Genomic DNA, 15099 nt, shown 5'->3' with positions numbered 1-15099 from the left:
GACGGTGGAGGATCCCGTACCCGAGCAGATGCGCACGGCCGCGGCGGCGTTCCTGGCCGCGCTGGACGAGCCGGCGCGCGACGCCGCCCGGCACGCCTTCGACGACGAGCCGGCCCGGCGGTGGCTGGAGTACCGGCCGCGGCCCCGGCCCGGCGTCGCGCTCGCCGGCCTGGACGTCGACGCCCGCAAGGCCGCCCACCGGCTGCTCGCCACCGCGCTCAGCCCGGCCGCGTACGCGCAGGCCATGACCGTGATGGCCCTGGAGGAGGTGCTGGACCGGGCCGAGGACTGGCGGCGCGGCCGGCACAGCGGCGACTACTGGGTGGCCGTCTTCGGCGACCCGGACCGCGACGACGACTGGGCCTGGCGGTTCGAGGGACACCACCTGTCGGTGAGCATGACGGTCGCCGACGACCGGGTCTCCCCCGCGCCGGTCTTCCTCGGCGCCAACCCGGCCACCGTCCGGCACGCCGGCCGCCCGGTCTCCCGGCCCCTGGGCCCCGAGGAGGATCTGGCCCGTGAACTGCTCGACGCGCTCGGCCCGGCCGGCCGGTCCGCCGCGATCATCGCCGGGGAGGCGCCCGCCGACATCATCAGCGCCACCCGGGCCACCGCGCCGGGACGGCTCGACCCGCTCGGCGTACCCCGGGGGCGGCTGCGGCCCACCGGCCGGGCGCTGCTCGACCGGCTGGTCGCGCTCTACCTGGACCGGCTGCCGCCGGAGCTGGCGGCCCGGGAGGCCGACCGGCTCGACGGCGGCGAGCTGCACTTCGCCTGGGCCGGCCCGGTCGAGCCGGGCCGGCGGCACTACTACCGGGTGCAGGGCGACGACCTGCTGATCGAGTACGACAACACCACCGACGACGGCAACCACGCGCACACCGTGCTGCGCCGCCCGGCCGGTGACTTCGGCGCCGACGTGCTGGCTGCGCACCACGCCGCCGCCCACCGGCCCGGCCCGCTCAGTCCCGGCGCGCCTCGATGAGGAAACGGCGGGCGTACGCGACGAACGGCCCCTCGGCGCGGATCCGCTCGTCCAGGCGGCGCAGCTCGTCGGTGTAGCGGCCGACGGTGAAGCCGGGCACCGTCCAGACCACCTTGCGCAGGAACCAGACCACCGCGCCGATGTCGTGGAAGACGGTACGCAGCGTGGCCTCGCGCAGGTCGACGACGGTGAGCCCGGCGGCCCGCGCGTCGGCGACCGCCTTCTCCGGGTGGCGGTGCTCCGGCGGCGGCAGCGGCCCGAGGATCGCCTCGCTGAGTTCCCGCACCGTGCCGGGGCCGATCTGCTGGGACAGGTAGGCGCCACCGGGGCGCAGCACCCGGGCCACCTCGTCCCACCAGGTGTGCACCGGGTGGCGGCTCACGACCAGGTCGAAGGCGGCGTCCCGGAACGGCAGCGGCGGGCGGTCGGCCACCCGTACCACTGTCGCGCCGAGCGGGCGCAGGTGACGCCGGGCCACCGGCACGTTCGGCGGCCACGCCTCGGTGGCGACCAGCAGCGGCGGCGGCGCGGGCACCTCGGCCAGCACCTCTCCCCCGCCGGTGTCGATGTCCAGCGCCGCCCCGACCCCGGCCATCCGCTCGCCGACCAGGCGCGCGTACCCCCAGGACGGGCGCTCCTCGGTGGCGCGGCCGCGCAGCCAGTCGAAGCCCCAGCCCTCGACCGGCGCCGCCTCGGCTTCGGCTACCAGTTCCTCGAACGTGCCTTCCATGCCCGCGAGCCTGCCGCCCGGCGGTGGCCGCGGCAACGCATTTCCGCCGGGTCAGAACGGGCGCGGACGGGCGATCTCGACTGTGGACCCGGCGGGCACGTCGCCGAACGTCTCGAAGCCGCTCGGCTCGGTGGCCCGGTCGAACTGCTGCATCAGCCGCGCGCCCAGGGCCACCCCGACCGCGCCGACGGCGAGCGCGACGAGTTCGGCGGCGAGCAGGGCACCGTTCGCGCCCCGCTGCGGGGCGTTCGCCCGGATCAGGCAGGACAGCAGGAACAGCCCCGCCATGACGGCGTTGACGAGGTTGAACGTCAGCACGGTCCGGCTGGTCCGCCCGGCGCGGACGTCCCACAGGTCGACCAGGCCGGCGACGGTGGTGAGCCCGGCGGCGACGAGCGCGGCCACGGCGGTCCAGTAGCCCACCTCACCGAGGAACGCCGGACCGCCGGCCACGTCGGCCAGATCGAAGATCGCGGCGCACACGAACAGGCCGAACGGGAACGTGACAAGCATCGGTTGAATGGGATGCCCCTGCACCCGCAATCGGCTCTGCATCGCTTCCTCCCCAGGTCGGCGCAGCTCACCAGTCCAGAGTGCTACCCGAGGCGCCGCGGGGTGAAACGACTGTCGCTCAGTTGTCCCGGGGCCGGGAGACGGTCAGCACGAGCCGCTCGGCCACCTCGCGCAGCGGGATGTCCAGCGAGGACGCGGCGCTGCGCAGCACCCGCAGCGCCTCCGGGGCGGGACAGCCGCGCTGCGTCATGATCACGCCGACGGCCTGCCCGACCACGCCCTCGGCCAGCAGCGAGTCGTCGATCTCACCGGCCCGGGAGGCGGCCCGCTCGCGGTCGCGCGCCGCGGCCAGCAGCAGCCCGGCGTGCTCGGCGAGCAGCATCGCGGTGAGCTGGTGGCGGGGGGTGAGCGCGTCGGGCGCCTCGGCGTACAGGTTGATCGCGCCGATGACCTGCTCGTCCACGTCGACCGGCGCGGAGATCACCCCGTGCACGCCCAGCGCGCGGGCCCGCTCGCTCCAGGCCGGCCAGCGCGTCTCGTCGGCGAGCCCGCCCGCGATGATCATCTCCCGGCGGTGGACCGCCGTCATCGCCGGTGTGTCCGGGCCGTGCCGCAGGTCGTCCAGCTCGGCCCGGTCCGGGTCGGAGGCGGCCACCCCGGCGGGCTCACCGGCGCGCAGCGCGGTGAAGCCGCAGCAGTCCACGCCCGGTACGGCGTCGCGGGCGATCCGGACCAGGCGGTCGAGCGCCTCGTCGAACCCGGCCGCACCGATCAGGCCGGCGGTCAGCTCGCGCAGCAGCGCGGCCGTCTCCAGCACACCAAGGTTGTCGATCATGGGTTGGCGCGTGTCGAGGTTCACCGGGCCGGGGCCTCCACCGTCCCCGCGTACGTCCACGCGGTCTCCCCGTCCGGCACCGTTGCCTGTCCCATGTCCGTCCCTCCTGTGGGCCCCGGCCTACTACCCTCGCAGACCGCGGGCGAAACCGCGCAAAAAGGCCCCTCCCGGTCGCACCGGAAGGGGCCTTCGGCGCGGGTCAGCGCGAGCCGGAGATGAGCCGCCGGCCCACCGAGGCGATCAGCCGGTCCAGCTCCGAGCCGAACGGGTTGTCGTGCACGAGGTAGGTCCAGGTGGCGGTCGGCCGCACCAGCTTCGACGAGTCCGGCTCCCAGCCCTCGTCGAACTCGGTCTCCTCGAACGTGGCCACGGTCCGCGTCTCGATCTCGGGCACCAGCGCGTTGAACGCCGGCACCGCGCTGCGGTGGAACTCGTCGAGCGGGTCGAGCCGGCCCAGTGCCCGCAGGTGCACGCCCTCGCGTACTTCGGACAGCTCGGCCAGGTGGTCGGCCCAGAGCCGGTCCAGGTGGTAGAGGGCGATCTTGCGGGCCACGTCGGCGAGCAGGTCCTCGTCCAGGTCGCCGGCCTTCTCCGGCACCCGCTCCAGCAGCATCAGCGCGGCGATGTCGCTGGTCAGCAGCCGCTCCCGGCGCTCGGCCAGCGCCTTGCGCTGCTGCTCGATCACCTGGCTGTAGCGCCACGTGTTGCGGTGGATCTCGTGGTTGACGCCCTCGGCGACCCGCTGGGCGTGCTCGACCGCGTAGTCGACCTGCGGGTCGGTGACCAGGCCGTCGGCGTTCATCCGCGGCGAGGCCGGCACGGTGTCGCCGGCGTGCCGGACCACCAGGTCGTCCTCCAGGCTGACGAAGAACACCGACCCGCCCGGGTCGCCCTGCCGGCCCGCCCGGCCGCGGAGCTGGTCGTCGACCCGGCGGCTGTCGTGCCGGCCGCTGCCGATCACGTACAGGCCGCCCAGCTCCGCCACCCGGTCCCGGTCGGCCTGGTCGCTGCCGCCCAGCCGGATGTCGACGCCCCGGCCGGCCATCTGGGTGGAGACCGTCACCGCGCCGTACGCGCCGGCCTCCGCGATGATGCCGGCCTCCTCGTCGTCGTTCTTGGCGTTGAGCACCACGCACGACACGCCGGCGGCGTTGAGCGCGGCGGCCAGCCCTTCGGACTCCTTGACGTCGAGCGTGCCGACCAGCACCGGCCGCCCCGCCTCGTGGCAGCGCGTGATCTCGTCGACCAGCGCCTCCTCCTTCTCGGCGCGGGTGGCGTAGATCCGGTCCGGCTCGTCCTCGCGGACGCAGGGGGTGTTCGGCGGGATCACCGCGACCTCGAGGCCGAAGAACTCGCGGAGCTGGTCACCGACGAGCACCGCGGTCGCGGTCATGCCGCAGACCGTCGGGTAGAGCGCGATGTACGCCTGCACGGTGATCGTGCCCAGCACCTCGCCCTCGGCGGTGGCGTCCAGGCCCTCCTTCGCCTCGACCGCGGCCTGCAGCCCGTCCGGCCAGCGGCGGCGCTGCGCGACCCGGCCGCGCATCTCGTCGATCAGCTCGACCGAGTCGTCCCGGACGATGTAGTCCACGTCCCGGTGCAGCAGGGCGAACGCGTGCAGCGCCACGTTCACCGCGGAGAGCTGCCCGACGTGCTCCTCGTCGTACAGGTCGATGCCGCCGAGCTTGGCCTCGACGGTGGCCAGGCCGACCGAGGTGAAGGCGACGCTGCGGCCGTCCTCGGCGATCGTGTAGTGCTTGCCCTTGCGCAGCCCGCGCACCAGCGCGGCGGCCGCGTGCACCGGATCCTGCTCGCCGCCGACCGCGCCGGCCAGCACCATCGGCACCCGGGCCTCGTCGATCAGGATCGAGTCGGCCTCGTCCACGATCGCGGTCTTCAGCGCCGGCTGCACCCGGTCGGCCAGGTCGGTGACGAGCTGGTCGCGCAGGAAGTCGAAGCCGGCCTCGCTGACCGACACGTAGGTGACGTCGCAGCCGTACGCGGCACGCCGCTCCTCGGGCGTGGACGCCTCGTTGACCCAGCCGACGGTCAGGCCGAGCAGGTCGTAGACGGGCGTCATCCACTCGGCGTCGCGGCGGGCCAGGTAGTCGTTGACGGTGAGCACGTGCACCGGGCCGTTGCCCAGCCGCACGTGGCCGTACGCGGCGACCGTGGCGGTGAGCGTCTTGCCCTCACCGGTGGCCATCTCCGCGACCTTGCCGGACAGCAGCGCCATCGAGCCGAGCAGCTGCACGTCGTAGGGGCGCTGGTCGAGCCCGCGCCGGGCCGCCTCGCGGCCGATCGCGCAGATCTCCTCGTACCCCGTGGCCCGGCCGGCGGCCTCGGTCAGCTCCGCGTCGGAGAGCTGTTCCAGGTCCGCCTCGCGCGCCTCGATCGCCGGCAGCAGCTTCTCCAGCGGCGCCAGGTCGACAGTCGTCCCCGGGCGCTGGAGGAACCGGCGGAACCTGGTCTTCAAGCGTTGCGACACACCCATGAGCCGCAACGGTACGCGAACCGGAGCCGATTGTGACCCCCGCCCACCGCGCGCCTCCCGCCCACCGTCCGCCCGCTTCCGTCGATCATGAGGTTGACGGCATCTCCTGCCCGTTTTGTCGCCGTCAACCTCATGATCGACGCGTTCGGGGCGGGGGCGCGTCAGGGGGTCAGGACGACCTGGAGCTCGGTGCGGCGGCGGTCGGCCAGGTCGGTCAGCAGGGTGGGGGCCTCGTCCAGGGGGACCACTGCGGAGATCAGGTGCTTGCGGATCACGTCGCCGTACTGGCGCAGCAGCTCCACCGTCTCCGCCGACAGCCGCTCCCGGTCCCAGGTGGGGGCCAGGCCGCGCGGCACCCGGCCGATCTGCGCGCAGCGCAGCGACAGCCCGTTGTGGTGGAACTCGTCGCCGAGCCGGACCGCGTCCGCGCCGGCCTGGTAGAACGCCAGGTCGATCACGGTGCCCTGGGGGCGCAGCAGGCGCAGCGCGAGCTGCAACGCCCAGTCCTGGCCGCGGCACTGGAAGACCACGTCGGCGCCCCGGTCCCCGGCGGCGTGGTTCCACCGCGTCTTGAGCACCACCGCCGGGTCGTCCGCGTCCGGGTCGAGCGTGTCCAGGCCGAGCGCCTCGGCGACCTGCCGCCGGGCCGGCGTCGGGTCGACCACGACCACCGAGGCGGCACCGTGCCGGCGGGCGAACAGCGCGGTCAGCAGCGCCACCACGCCGCCACCGACCACCGCCACCCGTCGTCCGCGTACGCCGTCGCCGAGCGTCCGCACGTCGGTGCCGCACAGGTCGGCGGCGGCGTGCAGCAGCCCGTTGGCGCAGATCGGGCCCATGTGCGCGACGTACACGCCGAGCAGCGGGTCCAGGTCGTCGGGCAGCGGCACGAACCGCTCGGTGAGCGGGTCGGCCACCCAGCCGCTGCGGTGCCCGTACGTCATGGCCCCGACCTCGCCCACTGCGACGGCCGGGGTACGGCTCTCCACCACGCGCCCGACCTGCATGTAGCCGAGCCGGGTCACCGGGTACGGCGTGCTCGCCCCGCCGGGGCGGAACAGCCCGAGCCCGGCGTCCCAGGTGACGTGCAGATAGGGGTTGGTGCCCTTGACGAAACTCAGCTCGGTACCGGCGGAGACGCCGCTGTAGAGCGTCTCCACCCGGAACGTGCCCTCGCGCAGCTCCGGCGCGTCCAGTTCGGCCAGCTCGACCCGGCCGGGTCCGCCGACCACCACCACGCGGTCACGCATCGACGCTCACCCCCGCGTCCGCGACCGCCGCGGTGAGCCGGGCCGCCGGCCCGGTCGGCAGCGCCACCGGCCGCCCGGTACGCGCAGACTCGGCCACCGCCAGCGCCAGCCGGTGGGTGCGCAGCGCCTCGGCGTACGGCACCCGCACGTCGTCGCCGAGGCCGCACACGGCGTCGACGAAGGCCCGGTCGACGGCGACCCGCGCGCCGTCCGGGTCGGCGGGCACGTGCCGCTCGCCGTCGGCGTCACGCACGGTCAGGCCGTCCTCGGCCAGCCACAGCGCCAGCCCGTCGGCGAGGACCTCCACACCGGCCCGGTGCTTCCAGCCGAGCACGCAGGACGCGGCGAGCGTGCCGACCGCGCCGGAGCCGAACCGCAGCGTGGCGGCGGTCACCGAGTCGATGTCGGCGCCGTCCACCGGCGGCGGGCTGCCGTCGCCGTACGCGGTCACCTCGACCGCCTCGCCGGCCAGCAGCCGGACCAGGTCCAGCACGTGCGCGGCCTGCTCGACCACCGGGCCGCCGGAGCGGTCCCGCCGCGCCCACCACGCCACCGGCGGCACCTTGTCCAGCCAGGCGCCGTTGACCATCCGGACCGGACGGCCGGCGAGCAGCCGCCGCGCCTCCTCCACCACGTGCAGGTAGCGCCAGTGGTGCCCGACGCCGGTGAGCAGCCCGCGCTGCTGCACCAGCGCCGCGACCCGCTCGGCGGTCTCCAGGTCCAGCGCCACCGGCTTCTCCACGAACATCGGCACCCCGGCGGCGACCACCGCCTCCTCGACCGGGCCGTGCGCGAACGGCGGCACGCAGACGTACACCGCGTCCGGGCCGGCCGCGAGCAGCTCGTCCACGTCGCGGAACACCCGGCCGCCGTACGTGCCGGCGAGCGCCCCCGCCGCGTCCGGCGCGACGTCGGTCACACCGACCAGCTCCACGTCCTCGAAGCCCGTGAGCACCCGGGCGTGGCGTTGTGCCACCCCACCGGCTCCGACTAGTCCCACCCGGCAGGTACGCATCCGACCAACCCTCTCGCCACGACTGGAAGACTGCGGTCACCACTCCCCCCGGCGGCCGCGCGCGAAACGCCGCCGGGGGGCGCAACGCAACGTTCATCCGCCCGGAACCGCCCGGTACGCACCTGGTGATCAGGTTGTTAGGCAAGATCCGGTTAGCGCGGATGCGGGATTGGGAAAACCATGGTTCGCGATTCCACCACTAATGGGGGGTGCCCGTGCGGGAATCAGATTCGACCGTCTCACCTGTGGTGGAGGCGTGGGCCACGTACCGCACCAGCACCGCCGCCGACTGGCCGGCGCGACGGCTGGTCCGGGCCAAGGGCGCGAGCCGGGTCAGCGTGGTGCTGCCGGCGCGCAACGAGGAGGCGACTGTCGGCGCGATCGTGTCGACCGTCCGGGAACACCTGATGGACCGCGTGCCGCTCGTCGACGAGCTGATCGTGGTGGACTCCCGCTCCACCGACCGGACCGCCCAGGTGGCGCGCGCCGCCGGCGCCGAGGTGGTCAGCCAGGACGCGATGACGCGCGGGCTACCCCGGCTGACCGGCAAGGGCGACGCGCTCTGGGCCGGGCTGGCCGCCGCCGAGGGGGACCTGGTCGCGTTCGTCGACGCCGACCTGCGCGAGTTCCGGCCGCACTTCGTGACCGGGCTGCTCGGGCCGCTGCTGACGGACCCGAGCGTGGAGTTCGTGAAGGGCTTCTACCACCGGCCGCTGGTCGGTGCGACAAGTGTGGAGCCCGACGGCGGCGGGCGGGTGACGGAGCTGATGGCCCGGCCGCTGCTGAACCTGTTCTGGCCGGAGCTGGCCGGTTTCGTGCAGCCGCTCGCGGGCGAGTACGCCGGCCGCCGGGAGGTGCTGGAGCGGGTGCCGTTCGTCACCGGGTACGGCGTCGAGACGGCCATGCTGATCGACCTGCTGGAGCTGGTCGGGCTGGACGCGCTGGCCCAGGTCGACCTGGGTGAGCGCAAGCACCGGCACCAGGACACCGCCGCGCTGGGCCGGATGTCCGCGCAGATCATGCTGACCGCCTGGTCGCGGCTGCAACGGCGCGGGTGGGCGGCGCCGGGGGTGGCGCCGACCGCGCTGCTGACCCAGTTCCGCCGGGGCGGCTCGGAGGCGCTGCCCAACCTGGACCGCGAGATCGTGGTCAACGACGTGTCGGTGCAGGAACGCCCGCCGCTGGCGCAGATGCGGAACCGTCTTCCCCGCCGCCGGGTGGCGGCCGCGTGACCGGGGAAACCCTGAGAGAGGACAGCGCATGACGCTCACCGTGCTGATGAACGCCGGGCCGTGGCTGTCCGTGCCGCCGCCGGGCTACGGCGGCATCGAGAACGTGATCGCCACGCTGGTGCCGGAGCTGCGCCGGCTGGGCGTACGGGTGGTGCTGGCCTCGGTGGAGAGCAGCACGCTGCCGGTGGACGAGCGGATCGCGGTCTTCCCGGACGGCCAGTTCCACGCCTTGCAGCGGCCGTACAACCAGGTCTGCGGCGTCTCCCAGGCGCACCTGTCCGGGGTGGTGCGGGCGCTGCACGCCCGCGACGACATCGACCTGGTGCACGACCACGTGGAGGCGGTCGGGCTGGCCACGCTCGCCGCGATGGGCCCGGACGCCCCGCCGGTGCTGCACACCCTGCACTGGGACCTCGCCAAGCACCCGGAGCTGTACGGCAACCTCGACGGCGGCGACCGGGTACGGGTCAACGGGGTGTCCGCGTCGCAGCTGGCGCGCGCCCCGGAGGCGCTGCGCGCGCACGCGGTGGGGCACGTGCACCTGTCCACCCCGCTCGCCGTGGACGCGGACCGGCACGGCCCGGTGGCGAAGGGCGACCACGTGGTCATCCTCGGCCGGATCAACCCGGGCAAGGGGCAGGACCTGGGCGCCCGGCTCGCGCAGGAGGCCGGCTTCCGGCTGGTGCTGGCCGGTCCGGTCGGCCCGTACCACCGGCCGGAGGATCTGGCCGCGGCCGGCGACGAGGCCCGGCAGAACCCGGACGTGCGTTTCTTCTACGACCAGGTGGCCCCGTACGTCGACGGCGACCGGGTGCGCTGGGTCGGCACGGTGGCCGGGCGGGAACGCGACGACCTGGTCGCCTCCGCGCGGGCGTCGCTGTTCCCGCTGCGCTGGGAGGAGCCGGGCGGTACGGCGGTGGTCGAGTCGCTGTCGCTCGGCACGCCGGTGGTGGCCACCTCCCGCGGCTGCCTGCCGGAGCTGATCGAGCACGGCCGCACCGGCCTGCTCACCGGCGACGAGCGGGAGCTGGGTGATCTGGTCCTCGCCGCCGGCGGGCTGGAGCCGGCCGAGTGCCGGCGTGAGGCGGCCCGGCGGTTCACCCCGGCCCGGATGGCACAGCGGTACGTGGAGCTGTACGACCGGGTCCGGGCGGGCGTGACGAAGCCGCTGCAGCCCGCCTGAGCCCGCACCGGCCCGGCCGCCCCGCGCGGCCGGGCCGGCGTTTGCCCCCGCCGGCCGCGGGAAACCGGCGCTTCCCGCGGTGGCGAGGAGGCCGGCGTGACGAACTCGATGGCGCACTCCCGGGCGCGGCGCAACCCGGCCGACGGGCGCGCGCCGGTACGCCGGATCGCCTCGGGCTTCGCCGTGCTCCTGCTGCTGCTCGGCGCGCTGGGTTTCGTGCCGGGCGTGACCAGCCACTTCGCGGATCTGCGCTTCGCCGGCCCGGGTTCGGGCGCCCGGCTGTTCGGTGTGTTCCAGGTCTCGGTGGTGCACAACCTGGTGCACCTGGTGCTCGGCGTGGCCGGGCTGGTGCTGGCCCGTACCGTCGCCGGGGCCCGCGCGTTCCTGGTCGGCGCCGGCGCGGTCTACCTGGCGCTGTGGCTCTACGGCCTGGCGGTCGACCGGCGCGACGCGGCGAACGCGCTCGCGGTCAACCGGGCCGACTCGTGGCTGCACCTGCTGCTGGGCGCCGCCATGCTGGCGCTGGGCCTGCTCGCGTCGTGGCGCGGGGAGCGCCGCTGACCTGCGCCCCGGCGACCCCGATGCCCGGTTTCGCCGGTCCGGGGCCCGGGTACGTCCGTAGTCCTCCGGCTGCGGGAGGCGGCGACCGCCCCGGCCGGGGCGACCCGCCCGACGAGGGCGACCCTCCCCGACGAGAAGGAAACGAGGCGGCGATGGTGACCCGGATCAGGTGCGAGGTCCGCGACGAGTCGCCGGTCACTGTCGTACGGCTGGCCGGAGCGCTCGACCTGGGGACGATGCGCGCGGTGCACGAGGTGCTCGACAGTTGCCTCGCCGCGCAGCCGGACGCCCTGGTGGTCGACCTGGAGGAGATCGAGGTCGGCGAGCCGCTGGCGCTGTCCGTGTTCGCCGCCGCCGCCCGCCGGGCCGCCGACTGGCCGGCGGTGCCGATGGTGCTCGCCGCTCCCTGCGCCGAGACGGCGGCGTGGCTGAACGAGACCACCGCCTGCCGGGTGGTGCCGGTGCGCCGGGACTGCGCCGAGGCGACAGCGCTGGCCGGCGCGGCGGCGTCGCCCCGGCTGCGGGCCCGGCTGGAGCCGGTCGCCGGCGCCTGCCGGCGGGCCCGGGAGCTGGTCACCGAGGCGTGCGGCAGGTGGAACGTGCCGGAGCTGGCCGGCCCGGCGTCGCTGGTGCTCAGCGAGCTGGTCGGCAACGTGGTGCGGCACGCCGGTACCCCGATGCAGGTGACGCTGACGCTGCGCCGGCCGTACCTGCGGGTCGCGGTGATGGACGGCAGCCCGGCCGACGCGCGCGCCGCGAGCAGCCGCGACCCGCGCGCCGAGGGCGGCCGCGGGCTGATGCTGGTGCGGGAGCTCACCCAGCGCTGGGGCAGCACCCCGGTCGGTGCCGGCAAGGTCGTCTGGGCCATGCTCCCGGCTAATTGACCGAATTCTCCGCTCTCGCCTGGTTACATGGGCAGGGGGCCGGGTACGCCCGCCCGTCCTGTCTGTCGTCACACGGGGTGAGATGCCATGCCCAAGCGGGTAGTCACGGAACCGGCACGAGACCGGGGGCCCGCGATCCTCGCGCCGGCCCGGTTCGGGGGATTCCCCGGGCCCGTACGGGAGGCGGTGAAGGGCAACGCGCTGTGGCGGTTGCTGCGCACCACCGACGCCAAACAGATCGGCCTGCTCTACCTCGTCACGTCGTTCGGATACTTCATCGTCGGCGGGATCCTGGCGCTGATCATCCGCGCGGAGCTGGCCCGGCCGGGGATGCAGATCGTCTCCCCGGAGCAGTACAACCAGATGTTCACCATGCACGGCACGGTGATGCTGCTGCTGTTCGCCACCCCGCTGTTCTTCGGGTTCGCCAACTACCTGGTGCCGCTGCAGATCGGCGCCGCCGACGTGGCGTTCCCCCGGCTGAACGCGTTCGCGTACTGGCTCTACTTCCTGGGCGCGCTGATGGTCGTCGGCGGGTTCGCCACCCCGGCCGGCGCGGCGGACTTCGGCTGGACCGCGTACACGCCGCTGAGCACCTCGCAGCACTCCCCCGGCGTCGGCGGGAACCTGTGGGTGGTCGGCCTGGCCGTGTCCGGCCTGGGCACGATCCTCGGCGCGGTCAACCTGATCACCACGATCGTGACGCTGCGCGCGCCGGGCATGACCATGTTCCGGATGCCGATCTTCACCTGGAACGCGCTGCTCACCAGCGTCCTGGTGATCTTCGTGTTCCCGCTGCTGGCCGCCGCGCTGATGGCGCTGGCCTCGGACCGGCTGCTGCACTCGCACGTGTACGACTCGACGACCGGCGGGCCGATGCTGTGGCAGCACCTGTTCTGGTTCTTCGGTCACCCCGAGGTCTACATCATCGCGCTGCCGTTCTTCGGCATCATCACCGAGATCATCCCGGTGTTCTCCCGCAAGCCGATCTTCGGCTACACCGGACTGGTGCTCGCCACCATCGCCATCACGGTGCTGTCGATGACGGTGTGGGCGCACCACATGTTCGCCACCGGGCAGGTGCTGCTGCCGTTCTTCAGCATCCTGAGCTTCCTGATCGCGGTGCCGACCGGGGTGAAGTTCTTCAACTGGATCGGCACCATGTGGAAGGGGCAGATCACCTTCGAGACGCCGATGCTGTTCGCCGTCGGCTTCCTGGTGACGTTCCTGCTCGGTGGCCTGACCGGCGTGCTGCTGGCCAGCCCGCCGGTGGACTGGCACGTCACGGACACCTACTTCGTGGTGGCGCACTTCCACTACGTGATGTTCGGGACGATCGTGTTCGCCGCGTTCGGCGGGCTCTACTTCTGGTTCCCGAAGATGACCGGGCGGCTGCTCGACGAGCGGCTCGGCAAGATGCACTTCTGGACCATGTTCATCGGCTTCCACGCCACCTTCCTGGTGCAGCACTGGCTGGGCAACGAGGGCATGCCCCGCCGGTACGCCGACTACCTGCCCGGCGACGGCTTCACCACGCTGAACACGATCTCCAGCATCGGCTCGTTCGTCCTCGGCGCGTCCACGCTGTTCGTGATCTGGAACATCTGGAAGTCGTGGCGGTACGGCGCGATGGTCACCGTGGACGACCCCTGGGGCTTCGGCAACTCGCTGGAGTGGGCCACCACCTGCCCGCCGCCGCTGCGCAACTTCGACCGGATGCCTCGCATCCGCTCCGAGCGGCCCGCGTTCGACCTCAAGTACGGTCCGCTCGTGTCCGACCTCGGCCGGGACCTGCCGCAGCGCACCACGAAGCCGCCGCAGAGCTTCAGCGAGGAGATGCACCACGAGCGGCACGTGCCGGAGTCACCGTCGCGCGGCGGCGCGTACGGCGCCCACGAGGCGGTGGAGTTCCATCCCGCGCCGCAGTCCGGGGCCCGGCCGGTGGAGGTGCCGGAGCCGGAGGACGTGCGCCGTCCCAGCTTCGAGGAGACCGACGAGCCGGAGGGCAGCGCGCTCAACGCCGAGCGCGACGACCAGCCCAACGACAGGTGGCGGCACCCGCGCGGGCACGGGGACACCCCGGAGAACTGACACACCGGACGAGGGCCGGCGCCGCCGGGCGCCGGCCCTCTCGTCGTACGCCACCGCGCCGGTACCCCGTGGTGGGGAGCCGGCGCGGTGGCGCGTGCGTCAGTCGGCGGCCGGCAGTCCGGCCGCGGCCAGCGAGCGGCGTACCGCCGGCTGCACCCGGGTCAGCCGCAGCGGCACCCCGGTACGCGCGGCGGCCTCCCGGCCGGCCATCAGCGCGGCGATCCCGCCGGCGTCGAAGCCACCGGCCCCGACCAGGTCGACCACCACCTCACGGGGCTGCCCGGTGACCGCCTGGAGCACCGCCCGGCGCAACTGGTCCGCGCCCGCCCGGTCCACCTCGCCGCCGACCTCGACGACCACCCGGTCGCCGTTCTGCCTCACCGAGATCCGCGCCTTGGCCGGTTCGGCCTCGGCCGCGCCGTTCTGCCAGGGCGGCGGCGCGTCGGCGAGCATCGCCTGACGCAGCCAGGTCAGCGCCCGCGACAGCAGCCGGGACACGTGCATCTGCGAGATGCCGAACCGGGCGGCGATCTCCGCCTGGGTCTGGTTGCCGTAGAAGCGCATCGCCAGGATGCGGCGTTCCCGCCAGGGCAGCCGGTGCAGCAGGCCGCTGACGGTGACCCGGTCGTCGACGGACTCCAGCGCGTGGTCGGACTCGCCGACCAGGTCACCGAACTCGGCCGAGCTCTCCCCGCCCACCGGCGCGTTCAGCGACGCCGGGCTGTAGCCGGCGGCCGACTCCAGCGCGGCGAGGATCTCCTCCTCCGGCGTCTCCAGCCGGGCGGACAGCTCGGCCACCGTGGGGGCGCGGGACAGCTCGCTGGTGAGCGTCGCCGTCGCCTGTCCCACCTCGAGGATCAGGTCCCGCAGCCGACGCGGCACGTGCACGCCCCAGGTGCGGTCGCGGAAGTGCCGTTTGATCTCGCCGACGATGGTGATGGCCGCGTACGCGGTGAACGAACCGCGTTCCGGGTCGTACCTGTCGACGGCGTTGACCAGGCCGAGACGGGCCACCTGCTCCAGGTCCTCCAGCGGCTCACCGCGCCCGCGGTAGCGGCGGGCGAGCCGGCCGGCGAACGGCAGCGCGAACCGGACCAGGTCGTCCCGCGCCTCCTGCCGCCGCTCCGGTGGCAGGCCCTCGATCCGGGCCGCGTACGCGAGCGCCGCCGCGTCCAGGTCCTCCAGACCCCGGTCGGTGGTCGGTGGTGTGGGTGTGGTGGTCTGTCCGAACATCCGCGCCCCCTCGCCGAAGAGCCCCCGCCCGGTCGGAACCGGTCGTGCGCGTGGTCGGACCACGCACCGGGTGAGGAAGTTGGGTTACGTGAC

13 protein-coding genes are annotated in these 15099 nt (G+C 74.2%); 6 read left to right on the top strand and 7 right to left on the bottom strand.

Going from position 1 to position 15099, the window contains the following annotated elements; all coding sequences use genetic code 11:
* The first annotated feature begins 4 nt into the window (after nucleotides 1-4).
* Nucleotides 5-985 (top strand): DUF3500 domain-containing protein, encoded by a 981-nt coding sequence (locus CLT75_RS06185; protein WP_209310278.1) that lies wholly within the window; start codon nucleotides 5-7, stop codon nucleotides 983-985.
* Here CLT75_RS06185 and CLT75_RS06180 read toward each other — a convergent pair.
* The 6 genes from CLT75_RS06180 to CLT75_RS06155 all read right to left on the bottom strand — a co-directional run bounded on the left by CLT75_RS06180 (nucleotide 963) and on the right by CLT75_RS06155 (nucleotide 7822).
* Entirely contained in the window at nucleotides 963-1715 is a 753-nt protein-coding gene (locus CLT75_RS06180; RefSeq protein ID WP_135239908.1) for a class I SAM-dependent methyltransferase, read from the bottom strand. The two genes, CLT75_RS06185 and CLT75_RS06180, sit on opposite strands and share 23 nt — an antisense overlap.
* Nucleotides 1716-1766: 51 nt before the next feature.
* A complete protein-coding gene (locus CLT75_RS06175; RefSeq protein ID WP_135239907.1) occupies nucleotides 1767-2270 on the bottom strand; it encodes a DUF2231 domain-containing protein in 504 nt (167 codons plus the stop codon).
* Between the two features lie 76 nt (nucleotides 2271-2346).
* Nucleotides 2347-3063: a GAF and ANTAR domain-containing protein gene (locus CLT75_RS06170; RefSeq protein ID WP_486485072.1), complete on the bottom strand. Its 717-nt coding sequence runs from the start codon at nucleotides 3061-3063 to the stop codon at nucleotides 2347-2349.
* Nucleotides 3064-3262: 199 nt separating this feature from the next.
* Nucleotides 3263-5557, bottom strand: a complete 2295-nt coding sequence (gene secA2 / locus CLT75_RS06165; protein ID WP_135239906.1) for an accessory Sec system translocase SecA2 — start codon at nucleotides 5555-5557, stop codon at nucleotides 3263-3265.
* 161 nt (nucleotides 5558-5718) lie between these two features.
* The gene (locus tag CLT75_RS06160; protein ID WP_135239905.1) at nucleotides 5719-6807 is read right to left on the bottom strand and encodes a zinc-binding dehydrogenase; all 1089 of its coding nucleotides are present in this window, start codon (nucleotides 6805-6807) and stop codon (nucleotides 5719-5721) included.
* Complete coding sequence (locus CLT75_RS06155) at nucleotides 6800-7822, bottom strand: Gfo/Idh/MocA family protein (RefSeq protein WP_135239904.1); 1023 nt, start codon at nucleotides 7820-7822, stop codon at nucleotides 6800-6802. The genes CLT75_RS06160 and CLT75_RS06155 overlap by 8 nt, the downstream gene beginning before the upstream one ends.
* A gap of 248 nt (nucleotides 7823-8070) precedes the next feature.
* Between CLT75_RS06155 and CLT75_RS06150 the strand changes: the two genes are divergently transcribed.
* The 5 genes from CLT75_RS06150 to ctaD all read left to right on the top strand — a co-directional run bounded on the left by CLT75_RS06150 (nucleotide 8071) and on the right by ctaD (nucleotide 13773).
* A complete protein-coding gene (locus tag CLT75_RS06150) occupies nucleotides 8071-9054 on the top strand; it encodes a glucosyl-3-phosphoglycerate synthase (RefSeq protein WP_486485334.1) in 984 nt (327 codons plus the stop codon).
* Between the two features lie 28 nt (nucleotides 9055-9082).
* Nucleotides 9083-10237 (top strand): glycosyltransferase, encoded by a 1155-nt coding sequence (locus tag CLT75_RS06145; protein WP_135239902.1) that lies wholly within the window; start codon nucleotides 9083-9085, stop codon nucleotides 10235-10237.
* A gap of 108 nt (nucleotides 10238-10345) precedes the next feature.
* Nucleotides 10346-10798, top strand: coding sequence for a DUF4383 domain-containing protein (locus tag CLT75_RS06140; protein ID WP_167797000.1), 453 nt, complete (start codon nucleotides 10346-10348; stop codon nucleotides 10796-10798).
* A gap of 152 nt (nucleotides 10799-10950) precedes the next feature.
* Nucleotides 10951-11682: an ATP-binding protein gene (locus CLT75_RS06135; protein ID WP_135239900.1), complete on the top strand. Its 732-nt coding sequence runs from the start codon at nucleotides 10951-10953 to the stop codon at nucleotides 11680-11682.
* Between the two features lie 87 nt (nucleotides 11683-11769).
* Nucleotides 11770-13773: an aa3-type cytochrome oxidase subunit I gene (gene ctaD / locus CLT75_RS06130; RefSeq protein WP_135239899.1), complete on the top strand. Its 2004-nt coding sequence runs from the start codon at nucleotides 11770-11772 to the stop codon at nucleotides 13771-13773.
* A 99-nt stretch (nucleotides 13774-13872) separates the two neighbouring features.
* Here ctaD and CLT75_RS06125 read toward each other — a convergent pair whose 3' ends face one another.
* Nucleotides 13873-15006, bottom strand: a complete 1134-nt coding sequence (locus CLT75_RS06125) for a SigB/SigF/SigG family RNA polymerase sigma factor (protein ID WP_135239898.1) — start codon at nucleotides 15004-15006, stop codon at nucleotides 13873-13875.
* Between the last annotated feature and the right edge of the window lie 93 nt (nucleotides 15007-15099).

The organism is Micromonospora sp. CNZ285 (assembly GCF_004637285.1).
Note: the sequence above shows the minus strand (reverse complement) of the source record. Positions and strands in the feature narration are given on the sequence as shown.

What these genes read in the sequence shown, in the direction of transcription:
- CLT75_RS06180 (WP_135239908.1), bottom strand. Translation starts at nt 1,715, where the DNA reads ATGGAAGGCACGTTCGAGGAACTGGTAGCCGAAGCCGAGGCGGCGCCG.
- CLT75_RS06175 (WP_135239907.1), bottom strand. Translation starts at nt 2,270, where the DNA reads ATGCAGAGCCGATTGCGGGTGCAGGGGCATCCCATTCAACCGATGCTT.
- CLT75_RS06170 (WP_486485072.1), bottom strand. Translation starts at nt 3,063, where the DNA reads ATGATCGACAACCTTGGTGTGCTGGAGACGGCCGCGCTGCTGCGCGAG.
- secA2 (WP_135239906.1), bottom strand. Translation starts at nt 5,557, where the DNA reads ATGGGTGTGTCGCAACGCTTGAAGACCAGGTTCCGCCGGTTCCTCCAG.
- CLT75_RS06160 (WP_135239905.1), bottom strand. Translation starts at nt 6,807, where the DNA reads ATGCGTGACCGCGTGGTGGTGGTCGGCGGACCCGGCCGGGTCGAGCTG.
- CLT75_RS06155 (WP_135239904.1), bottom strand. Translation starts at nt 7,822, where the DNA reads ATGCGTACCTGCCGGGTGGGACTAGTCGGAGCCGGTGGGGTGGCACAA.
- CLT75_RS06145 (WP_135239902.1), top strand. Translation starts at nt 9,083, where the DNA reads ATGACGCTCACCGTGCTGATGAACGCCGGGCCGTGGCTGTCCGTGCCG.
- CLT75_RS06140 (WP_167797000.1), top strand. Translation starts at nt 10,346, where the DNA reads ATGGCGCACTCCCGGGCGCGGCGCAACCCGGCCGACGGGCGCGCGCCG.
- CLT75_RS06135 (WP_135239900.1), top strand. Translation starts at nt 10,951, where the DNA reads ATGGTGACCCGGATCAGGTGCGAGGTCCGCGACGAGTCGCCGGTCACT.
- ctaD (WP_135239899.1), top strand. Translation starts at nt 11,770, where the DNA reads ATGCCCAAGCGGGTAGTCACGGAACCGGCACGAGACCGGGGGCCCGCG.
- CLT75_RS06125 (WP_135239898.1), bottom strand. Translation starts at nt 15,006, where the DNA reads ATGTTCGGACAGACCACCACACCCACACCACCGACCACCGACCGGGGT.